General features: G+C 42.6%; 5 protein-coding genes and 4 pseudogenes. 5 read left to right on the top strand and 4 right to left on the bottom strand.

The window, feature by feature from the left end:
- Positions 1–12 precede the first annotated feature (12 nt).
- The 4 genes from pglX to brxL are packed head-to-tail and all read left to right on the top strand — an operon-like array spanning position 13 to position 7,941.
- Positions 13–1,995: a BREX-1 system adenine-specific DNA-methyltransferase PglX gene (gene pglX, locus FTV34_RS15450; RefSeq protein WP_180070749.1), complete on the top strand. Its 1,983-nt coding sequence runs from the start codon at positions 13–15 to the stop codon at positions 1,993–1,995.
- Entirely contained in the window at positions 1,995–3,251 is a 1,257-nt protein-coding gene (locus FTV34_RS15445; protein WP_180070747.1) for a hypothetical protein, read from the top strand. Before pglX ends, FTV34_RS15445 begins: the two co-directional genes overlap by 1 nt.
- A complete protein-coding gene (gene pglZ, locus FTV34_RS15440; RefSeq protein WP_180070745.1) occupies positions 3,248–5,872 on the top strand; it encodes a BREX-1 system phosphatase PglZ type A in 2,625 nt (874 codons plus the stop codon). The genes FTV34_RS15445 and pglZ overlap by 4 nt, the downstream gene beginning before the upstream one ends.
- Before the next feature lie 29 nt (positions 5,873–5,901).
- A complete protein-coding gene (gene brxL / locus FTV34_RS15435; RefSeq protein WP_005021615.1) occupies positions 5,902–7,941 on the top strand; it encodes a protease Lon-related BREX system protein BrxL in 2,040 nt (679 codons plus the stop codon).
- Positions 7,942–8,066: 125 nt separating this feature from the next.
- On the opposite strand, the pseudogene FTV34_RS15430 reads toward brxL, so the two are convergent.
- Positions 8,067–8,301 (bottom strand): annotated as a pseudogene (locus tag FTV34_RS15430) (hypothetical protein); the annotation flags it as partial.
- A 124-nt stretch (positions 8,302–8,425) separates the two neighbouring features.
- On the opposite strand from FTV34_RS15430, the pseudogene FTV34_RS17985 reads away from it, so the two are divergent.
- Positions 8,426–8,824 (top strand): annotated as a pseudogene (locus tag FTV34_RS17985) (universal stress protein); the annotation flags it as partial.
- A 159-nt stretch (positions 8,825–8,983) separates the two neighbouring features.
- Here FTV34_RS17985 and FTV34_RS15420 read toward each other — a convergent pair.
- The 3 genes and pseudogenes from FTV34_RS15420 to FTV34_RS15410 all read right to left on the bottom strand — a co-directional run.
- Positions 8,984–10,075, bottom strand: coding sequence for an ArsO family NAD(P)H-dependent flavin-containing monooxygenase (locus FTV34_RS15420; RefSeq protein ID WP_005253618.1), 1,092 nt, complete (start codon positions 10,073–10,075; stop codon positions 8,984–8,986).
- Between the two features lie 109 nt (positions 10,076–10,184).
- Positions 10,185–10,799 (bottom strand): annotated as a pseudogene (locus FTV34_RS15415) (NAD(P)/FAD-dependent oxidoreductase); the annotation flags it as partial.
- Positions 10,800–10,853: 54 nt separating this feature from the next.
- Positions 10,854–11,018: pseudogene (locus tag FTV34_RS15410) on the bottom strand (IS6 family transposase); the annotation flags it as partial.

The raw sequence follows: 11,018 nt of genomic DNA, 5'->3' as shown, positions 1-11,018 counted from the left end.
AAAATCATTTGAATGATTTCTTCTTGGTCTACGTGCCATAAAATACTCCATATATTGATGTTTATAACATCATTTGAGGAGCAGAATATCACTTATAGGAGTTGTTCAAATTTACGGATCCATCTCTTTTTGTCTAGTTATGAGGAATTAAGAAAATGGCTATTTGAAAAAACAAATTTACAAACGATGAGCCATAATGGTCGTGGAGTTTTTGGGTCTGACTTTGGTAGTTGTGCATTTACATTCCAAAAGGCTCCTATCCTAGATTATAAGGGTGTGTATAAAAGACTATTTGAAAAACAAGGGAGTGTTTCTTCAAATGATGAGCTAGATAATATATTCAAATTATCTAAATCTTTTTATGCCTCTGCAAATGACTTTAAGAAAATTCCTGGTAGTCCTGTGGCTTATTGGGTGAGTCATAAGGTAAGAGCTATTTTTGAAACTAGTCCCTCAATGGGGGATGTTGCCGATGCTCGCCAAGGCCTTGCAACAGCGGACAACAATCGATTCTTACGTTTTTGGCAAGAAGTAGCTATTCAAAAAGTTGGCTTTGGAATGGAGAGTCGAGATCAAGCTAAGCTCTCAGCAAAAAAATGGTTTCCTTATAATAAAGGGGGTGAGTTCCGTAAGTGGTACGGAAATCAAGAGTATTTAATAAATTGGGAAAATGATGGAAAGGAATTATTTGACTTCATGCCCAATTCCGTCATCCGCAACCCTACCTATTATTTCAAGCCATCTATTGGCTGGTCGTTTGTAAGCTCATCTTATTTTGGCGTTAGATATTATCCAAAAGGATTTATTTTTGACGTTGGGGGCTCTTCTCTATTTCCTAAAGAAGAAAATGCTTTCAGCAATCTCGCTGGATTTCTATGTTCGCATATCGCCCCAGATTTAATGAAAGTTTTAAATCCAACCCTTAACTTCCAAGTTGGCAATGTCGAGCAGCTTCCCTATGTAAACGTACAGAATAATGACATCGGGAAAAAATGCATCGAAATAGCTAAAATCGACTGGGATTCATATGAAACCTCATGGGACTTTACTCAAAACCCAATTATCCGTACGGGGCAGCTAAACCTCGAACAAGCATTTAATACATGGCAACAACAAAATGCTGACGCCGTGGCTGAAATGAAACGCTTGGAAGAAGAAAACAATAAACTGTTTATTGAAGCCTATGGTTTACAGGACGAACTCACGCCAGATGTCCCAGATGAGCAAATTACGCTGACCCGTGCCGACCGTGAAAAAGACAGCCAGCGTTTAGTGTCTTATGCACTTGGTTGCATGATGGGGCGTTATAGCTTGGACGAACCAGGCTTGATCTATGCTCATGCAGGCAATCAAGATTTTGATGCCAGCCGTTATCAAAAATTCCCTGCCGATGCAGACGGTATTATTCCACTCACCGAAATGCATTGGTTTGAAGACGATGCAACGCACCGTATCCAAGAATTCCTAACTGCGGTTTGGGGTAAAGACACGCTGGATACCAATATGCAATGGCTGGCTGAAAGCTTGGATAAAAAAGCAAGTGAAACAGCGGAAGATACCATTCGCCGTTACTTAGCCAGTAAGTTCTATAAAGACCACATGCAGACCTATAAAAAGCGTCCAATCTATTGGTTATTTAGCAGTGGTAAACAGGGGGCTTTCCAGGCGTTGGTGTACTTGCACCGCTATAACGAAAGTACTTTAGCGCGTATGCGTACTGAATACGTGATGCCGCTGATTTCCAAAATGGCTGCGTATGCCAACTCTCTAGAAACAGCAAAAGAAAGTAGTGACTCTGCGGCTGAAATCAAACGTATCGAGAAAAAACTGCAAGACTTGCATAAGCAACAGGCTGAACTCAGTACTTTTGAAGAAAAGCTGCGTCATTATGCCGATCAGCGTATTACGTTAGATCTGGATGATGGGGTGAAAGTCAATTATGGCAAGTTTGGGGACTTGTTGGCTGACGTGAAAGCAGTGACGGGGGAGAAATAATGAGAGAAACATTTTTTCAACATATCAACTCCGAAGTCTTACGGGACCTTATTGCTCAAACTAATACTTCTCTATGCTATGCAGCACCAAGCATTCAGGAGATTCCAGCTACAGAAATTGTTACATTATCCAAGAACATAGGTCCTGAACTCATCTCGGTTTTTTTAGACATCGATGAGAATGTCCTACGTATGGGATATGGCACTTTAGAAGCGATAAAATTGTTGCAGGATAATGGAATTAAGATTCAGCATATTTCCGGTTTAAGAAACGGTTTGATAGTCAGTGATGACATTGGATTTAGCTACACTCCGACCGCACTTTTTTTAGAAAAAGAACAAACGGAAGCACCAATTTTGAATGCTATGCGTTTAATGCCTGACCAAATTAAAGAGGCGATGGCACGCTTATCACCTGCTTCAAAAGCGATTGCTTTAGCACAAGCGCAGACCGAGAAGGAAATTAAACATATCCAAGAACTGGTTACAGAAATACAGCCAGAGAAATTGAACGTCAAAAATTTAGAAGAAATTCAGCAAAATTTAATAGCTGCACCACCAGTTAAGTTTGATATAGCACGCCAGGTACGTGTATTTCAGCCACATTTCCAATATGTAGAGCTAAGTTTAACAGGTGCTGCTATTCAGAGAAATAAACTCAATCTTCCTCGTTCGATTCAAAAAATAGGTATGGATAAGGAATTAGAGGGGCGGCTAAAAACCACTTTTGATTTGCTAGATAAAAATGGTAGTGCTTCTTCTAAAGATTTAGAAAAAGAGTTGAAAGAAATCCGAGACAATTTTACGCCATCATTAGGTAAAAACCATGGTCGGGTGATTCTTAAAAAGGCCTTATCGAGATTTGAAGAAAGAATAGCTGAGCTAAGGACTAAAATAGAGGACCATCAAAAATCATTGGCTGGTCATCTTGAAGAAGAGCTAGAAAAATCAAAAGAAATGATAGTTAATTATTATTTACCTATTGTTCAGAAGAATATACCTGACCATCTATACGGGACGTATGGGGATAATCCCACTGAGGAAAATATTAAAAAGTGGTTAACTCGAGAGCTAAACAAGACATTTCCAACAGCTGAATCATTAGTGCAGAAGATTCAATTGGATGTGAATTATAAAGATGTGACGTTTGATACATTAAATAGAGAAGATTTCTTAGGAAGTATTCAAAAGGCTTATCCTGATGAGGATTGGGAAAAGACTTATAAAGAATTTCGTGCAGCAGGAGAAAGTAAATGAATTTAAGCCAAATAACACAAGGCTTAGAACAGGCTTTCTATACTGAAAATCACCGAATTGTTTTTTGGTACGATGCTGAACAGTCATTTACTGAAGAAATCAAAGCCCTAGAGCTAAATGATGTCCAGATTCTGAATATGGCAGAAGAGTCGAGTCTGGCGATCAAGCTCAAACTGGAACTGCAAGATCAGCAGGGCAAATACTTGCTGTATTTCCCAAGCCCTGAGCCTGAAACTGAAAAAGACTGGCTACTGGACATCAAGCTCTATTCTCGCAGCTTCTATGCCGATCGTTTCTCGATTATTTTTAATGAGCTGGGTTTACAGCAGCAGAGTCTAAGAGAACATCTGGCCAAACGTGAAGAATTCCTCAAAGCCAAAGCCCGTCTGAGCACCTTAAAACGTTATATCCAGCCTGATGCAGATGAACAGGATCTGGATATGGCCATGATTGCGGCTGTGGTCAAGGCTGATAGTGCCGAACTCATGCATATCGTTCTGGCACTGGCGGATGAAATGGTACAGCAGAATCTGAGTCTGGAAGTAAATCCAGACTCCTTTGCTGAACTGGAAAAGTTCCAACTAGTGCCAGCTTTAGTCACAGCATTACAGGCGGAAATTGGTTATCCAGCATCGGTTGAAGAGTTGAATGGGGAAGCACCATTCAAGCTCGGTACGTTCTTTATCCGTTTGATGACCACAGGCTTCTGTGAAAGTTTGGGCGATGTACCCGTATGGGCTCAGGAACTGGTGATGTCTTCTGTCAGCTCCCGTGCAACAGCCAGAGCCTTTTTGTCGCGCTGGAGAGACAGTTCTAAATACTACCCAACCTTCGATACACTCTCCCAGACCGTGGCCAATGCACTGCGGATCCAGGAGAAGGTCGGGACTTTTGATCTGGAGCAGCTGCTCGATGTCATGACCTTTGAAGTGATTGAACAAAAGATCATTGTCGATCTGGCCAGTCATATCCCTGCAGCAGCCAAAGCTGAACTGGAACATTTCAGAACGATTATTTCTACCCGTCTGGATGGCTATTGGGCTTCCAAACATAAGGACGATGCAACACGCCGTAAATATCGCACTGTCTATACAGCGTTGCAGGCAGCGATTGAGCTGTTCAGTCTGCGACTACAGTTTGATGCCGGTTTCTATTTCGACTCTAGCGAAGCCTTGTATAAAGCCTACGAGCAGGAGCTGTATCGCTTTGATATGGCCTATCGCCACTACAGTGCAGCCTCTCAGCGAGCTCATGTCGATATCCTGAAAAAACTCGATGAAGAAATCGAAAATTGCTATTCCTACTGGTTTATTGACCACTTGGCACGCAACTGGGGAGAGCGGATTGAAGCTGAGCAACGCTTGAATGTATGGAAAGTGGCAGATATCCCAAATCAGCAGAACTTCTACGATACTCACGTCAGACCCTTACTCAGTTCTGCAACGAAACGCCGGGTTGTGGTAATTATCAGTGATGCTTTTCGCTATGAAGCTGCGGTAGAGCTGCGTGATCGTATCAATGAAAAGCGTTATTCCGAAGCGACCTTGTCTTCACAGCTGGGCGTTGTCCCAAGTTACACCACACTTGGCATGGCCTCGTTGTTGCCGCATCAGACTTTGGAGTACAAAGAGGCCGCAGGTGATGATGTATGGGTGGATGGACAATCCAGCAAAGGGACTGCAGCACGCTCCAAAATTCTGGCAGCCTATAATGGATTGGCGGTTACCGCTGAAACGGTAAAAGGCTGGTCGCGTGATGAAGGCCGTGAAGCACTGAAAGATCATGATTTGATTTATGTTTATCACAACGTCATTGATGCTCGGGGAGACAGTGCCTCGACAGAATCAGAAACCTTTATGGCGGTGGAACATACCATTGAAGAGCTGACTGAACTTAGCCGCAAAATCTTGATGCATTTCAATATTTCTACCCTGTTGATCACAGCCGACCATGGCTTCTTGTTCCAGCAAAGTAAACTGGAATCTGCGGATCGTTCAAGCTTGACTGAAAAACCTACCAATACATTGAAAAGCAAAAAACGCTATGTGATTGGTCATGGTTTACCAGAGAGCAAGGAAGCCTGGAAAGGCTCAACCCAAGCTACGGCAGGCACACTATCTGCGACTGATTTCTGGATTCCAAAAGGGGCGAACCGTTTCCATTTTGTAGGAGGCTCACGTTTCGTGCATGGCGGCATCATGCCTCAGGAAATTGTGGTACCGGTACTGATGGTAAAACAGCTACGTGGTGAAAAGGCTGGACAGCGGACCAAGCGTAAAGTTGAGGTCATTTCTACCAAATCCACGCTGAAGATGGTCAATAACATCCAGAAGTTTGATTTGATGCAAACCGAAGCTGTCAGTGAGCTGGTCATGCCAGTGACTTTATCCATTGCCATTTATGATGGGGATCTTAAAGTTTCCAGTGAAGAAACTTTGACTTTTGATAGCACTACCGACTCTGTTGCGGAACGGGTAAAACAGGTCAGACTGTCATTGTCCGGTACTGATTTTGACCGTAAGAAAGATTACTTCTTGGTACTGAAGGACAAAGACCTAAATATCGAAGTGCAGCGCTATAAGGTCACCATTGATTTGGCATTTACCGATGACTTCTTCTAATAACGAATTAACGATAGAGCGTAGCCTACATGGAATCTGCTAACGATAAAGAACTGGATCAGCTGCTGAATGAACACTTTGCTGGGCGGGTGGTACGTAAGGATCTGACTAAACTGATCAAAGAAGGGGCTAACGTTCCTGTCTATGTACTCGAATACCTGCTAGGGATGTATTGTGCCTCGGATGATCCTGAGATCATTGAGCAGGGACTACGTAACGTAAAGACGGTGCTGGCAGAGAACTATGTACGACCTGATGAAGCTGAGAAGGTGAAATCCCTGGTTCGTGAACGTGGCAGTTATAAAGTCATTGATCGGGTGACCGTAAAGCTGAATGAGCGTAAGGACAAATACGAAGCATCATTTAGTAATCTGGGCATCAAAGATGCCGAAATCTCGGCAGGCATCGTCAAAGAGTATGAAAAATTACTTGTTGGTGGTATCTGGGTCATTGCTACGCTCAGTTATTATTTTGAAGAAGGGCAGACTAGTTCTCCATTTGGGGTGAGCTTACTCAAGCCGATTCAAATGCCGAATATGAATATGGATGAACTCTTCAGTGGCAGAGCAGCATTAAGCACTGATCAGTGGCGCGAGAGTTTAATCCGTTCCATCGGCATGGAACCGGCTTCGTTAAAAGAGGACGTGCAATGGCACCTATTAGCGCGTATGGTTCCGTTCGTTGAAAATAACTATAACGTCTGTGAACTGGGACCACGCGGTACCGGGAAAAGCCATATTTACAAAGAGTGTTCACCGAATAGTATTTTAGTCTCTGGTGGGCAAACGACTGTCGCCAACCTGTTCTATAACATGAGTAGCCGCCGTATTGGTCTGGTGGGCTTATGGGATGTGGTAGCTTTTGATGAAGTCGCCGGTATTTCCTTTAAGGACAAAGATGGTGTACAGATCATGAAAGATTACATGGCCTCAGGATCTTTTGCTCGTGGTCGTGAACAAATGGAAGCCTCAGCTTCGATGGTTTTTGTGGGTAATATTAACCAAAGTGTTGAATCTTTGGTGAAGACTAGCCACTTATTGGCTCCGTTTCCTGAAGCTATGATCGATTCAGCATTCTTTGATCGCTTTCATGCCTATATCCCAGGTTGGGAAATTCCAAAAATGCGCCCGGAATTCTTTACCAACCGTTATGGCCTGATTGTTGATTATCTGGCTGAATTCTTCCGGGAAATGCGCAAGCGCAGTTTTGCGGATGCCATTGAGAAGTACTTCAAGCTAGGGAATAACCTGAATCAGCGTGATGTGATCGCCGTTCGCAAGACGGTTTCTGGATTGATGAAGCTGCTTTACCCACACGGTCAGTTTAATAAAGAAGATGTACGGCAATGCCTGGAATATGCACTGCAGGTGCGCCGTCGGGTCAAAGAACAGCTGAAGAAAATTGGAGGGATGGAATTCTATGATGTGCATTTTAGCTATATCGACAATGACACTCTAGAAGAGCATTTTGTTTCGGTAAAAGAGCAGGGTGGAGGTGGACTTATTCCCGAAGGTCCTGCTAAACCAGGCTTCCTGTATACCATTGGCCTCAGTAATAAGGGCATGCCAGGCTTATACCGCTTAGAACTGCAAGTCACTAAAGGTTCAGGAAAATTGGCCACATCAGGCTTATGGAATTCAAGCAGTGCCAAGGAGCAGGTCAAGATCGCATTTGACTACTTCAAGGCCAATGCATCCCGGATCTCGGGGGGGAGTAAGGTGCTGGAACATGATTTCCACTTACATGTGGTTGAATTACAGAATACCGGGCCGCTCAGCCATCTTGCCTTGCCAAGTTTAGTGGCTTTCGCTTCAGGCCTGTTAGGACGATCGGTACAAAGTCAGATGGTGGTACTGGGTGATATGAGCTTGGGTGGTTCAGTGACACCGGTGGAAAGTATTGCCGAATGTCTGCAAGTTGCTTTTGATGCGGGTGCCAAGAAGGTTGCTTTACCCATGAGTAGTGCGGCAGATATCCCAACGATTCCTGTGGAACTGTTTACCAAGTTCCAGACCAGCTTTTATGCAGATCCGGTGGATGCGGTGTTTAAAGGGTTAGGGGTGGATTAATTTCATATCTGTCTGGAAGAGTTACAGTAGATTGTTTTAAATTCAGTTTCTCAAGTTTAAATACCATGTTGTAAAAGCATAATACTGCCTCTTTTAAAGAGCTAGTATTTTTAGGGGGGATTACCCTTCATTTTCTCTTGATCAGATATCTTGTACTTTGACAGGATTTTGTTGATCTAAATATTTTTGATACCAAACACGTAGTGTTTCAGGAGTACAGCCAATTTTAGGAGCAATTGCGGAAACTGCTGCCCAATTCGATGGATAATCTTTTTCGGATTCAATCAATAATTGAACCGCTCTTTCTCTGATTTCAGGGGTCAATTTTACTTTGCCATTTGTAAGGTAAAAGGGGTCAATTTTAGAATGCCGTTGACAATGTATCGCCTTTTGAGTTTGAAGCAATGTACAATGATAAGATTAACCCGTTAGGTCAGGTGGCCTAACTTAAATAAAAAGTCTCCGACAAACCCGGTACGGTTCACCCGTATTAATAACATCTGCACCCTTTAGTCCACCTGAGTCTTTTTTAATTGCTTTTGATGGAAGTCCTACTGCACGTATTTGTGTAGACAAAATTGCAAATAGTCCTTTATTAAAAACCCTGACAGCTCATGTGGTATATGTTGGTAAGCTAAATAGTGATATGACATCACAAGTCACTTGGGCAAAAGAGCTACTTGTAAATAATGGTTTTGATGTAATTGATAGCATGCTTGACGGTGATGTTGAGAAATCTATATTGGATTATCAAGAAAAAAACGTTATTGATATGATTGTGATTGGTGCATATGGTCATTCAAAGATACGCCAGTTTTTTATTGGTAGTACGACGACCAAATTGTTATCAAGCTCTATAAAACCTGTACTTTTATTGAGATAAGACCTAAGGCGTTAAGTAGATATTCTATCTATTTAACGCCTTGTATTTATCATTCAATAGAGCAAATAGAATTATGAAAATGGAATTATTTTAGCTTACCTAATATAGGTAACGTATTGAAAAGAGTCTATTTTAAAATCCTCTAATGAGATAGATAGCTCATTTTTCTAAATAATTTTTAGTATCAATTTCGTGTAGATAAGCAACGATTTCCTCCACTGTGGTTCTCGCTGTTCTAGAAACTCCAATTATCGTAGCTGAAGCCATCCCAGTCCATTCCCCATAGCCTACCAACCACAAGTTCGGCATCTTGACCGATCTTCCGTCCTTAACCTCTATCAGGTTGTCTGGCTCTATCACCCCCAGAGTCCTCAAGTGATCCAAAGAAGCTTTAAACCCTGTACACCAGATCACCGCATCGACTTGCTCTTTTGAGCCATCAGGCCAAATGATAGAGTCTGTGGTAAATGATTTAAAAGGTGGACGACTATGCAAAACCCCTCTCTGCCTTGCCTCCTTAACACTATCAATCATCACAATATCACCAAGCCCCCCAACAGGCTGATCAATGACTTTACCCTCTTGCTGTGCTTTTAAGCGTTCCGTCGCTCTTAAAAACAGTACACGACCGTCCACATCATCGGATAAAAATTGAGGTGGAGTTTTCGTGACCCAAATGGTTTCAGCAACTTGTGAAACCTCAGCGAGTATTTGAGCGCCTGAATTCCCACCACCCACAACGATGACTTTCTTACCTTTAAATGGGTCTGCATTCATGTAATGGGCTGAATGTAACTGTGTACCTTGAAAGTTTTCTTGTCCCGGATAATCAGGAATAAACGGCTGGCTCCATGTCCCGGTTGCACTAACCACGGCCTTGGCTCGCCAAAACTTTTCTCCAGCATATACGTCTAAATACTTTCCATTCGATTCCACACGATCGACATGTACTGGACGAACAATCGGAAATTGATATCTCTGTTCATAAGCCGATAAATACTGAATCACCTCATTTCGTGTTGGATAGGTCTGTTCAGTGATGGGCATCATCCAACCGGATAGAGAACTCCAGGTATTAGGAGAAAAAAGACGCAATGACTCCCAGGTATGCAGCCAGGCACCCCCTGCTTGATTTTGCTCATCCAATATAATGAATGGGATTTTCTTGCGCTTTAAAAAATAAGCAGTAGATAAAGCAGCCTGTCCACCACCTATAATGATGACATCTGTTTCCGTCTGTTTCTGGTTCAACGCCTTTTCCCCTTTTGTTTTTTATATCTGATTTCTTTAGTGCAAAAACCCAATCATGAAGACTGGGTTTTTACATTTATTCACTTTTTCAATTATGACAACCTACTCATCAATTCAGATTATCAAGATATTTTTCAGCATCAAGTGCAGCCATACAGCCTGAACCTGCCGAAGTAATCGCTTGACGGTAAACGCTGTCAGCAATATCACCCGCAGCAAATACACCCGGAACAGATGCAGCAGTCGCATTACCTGCCGTACCGCTTTGAACCTGAATATAACCATCACGAAGGTTCAACTGACCTTCAAACATGCCGCTATTCGGTTTATGACCAATGGCAACAAATAAGCCAGTAACTTCTACATCTTGTTTAGAGCCATCTTGGGTAGATTGCAGGCGAACTGCAGTTACACCTGACGTTCTGTCACCAAGAACTTCGTCCACTTGATGATTCCAAGTGATGCTGATTTTACCTTCTTTCTCTTTCTCGAACAGATGATCTTGAAGAATTTTCTCTGAACGCAAAGAGTCACGACGGTGAACTAGAGTCACGTGTGAAGCAATGTTGGATAGATAAAGGGCTTCTTCAACCGCAGTATTACCACCACCGACAACCATAACTTTTTGGTTTTTGTAGAAGAAACCATCACAGGTTGCACAGGCACTTACGCCTTGACCCATAAATGCAGCTTCAGATTCAAGACCTAAGTACTGAGCCGTTGCACGGCACTGTTGCAAATAGAGATTTGAGTCGATGATGTTCCCTTTAAAAAGTACTTAGAGACCGAAAACCCTGTTGATTAGACACACTTCACCCTGAGGCTGACCATAATAAAATGACGATGCTTGTCCTTTACGTAGTGCACGCATGACTTCAATACCTTTAATTGTGGCATAAGCCGTCTTCATAGATTTGAATCCTAATGTGGCCCTGATGATCCG

It is taken from the genome of Acinetobacter sp. YH16038 (assembly GCF_013417275.1).
GTDB lineage: Bacteria > Pseudomonadota > Gammaproteobacteria > Pseudomonadales > Moraxellaceae > Acinetobacter.
This window is presented reverse-complemented; position numbering and strand designations above follow the sequence as displayed.

Coding starts and splice junctions, on each gene's coding strand:
- pglX (WP_180070749.1), top strand. CDS start 13: ATGATTTCTTCTTGGTCTACGTGCCATAAAATACTCCATATATTGATG.
- FTV34_RS15445 (WP_180070747.1), top strand. CDS start 1,995: ATGAGAGAAACATTTTTTCAACATATCAACTCCGAAGTCTTACGGGAC.
- pglZ (WP_180070745.1), top strand. CDS start 3,248: ATGAATTTAAGCCAAATAACACAAGGCTTAGAACAGGCTTTCTATACT.
- brxL (WP_005021615.1), top strand. CDS start 5,902: ATGGAATCTGCTAACGATAAAGAACTGGATCAGCTGCTGAATGAACAC.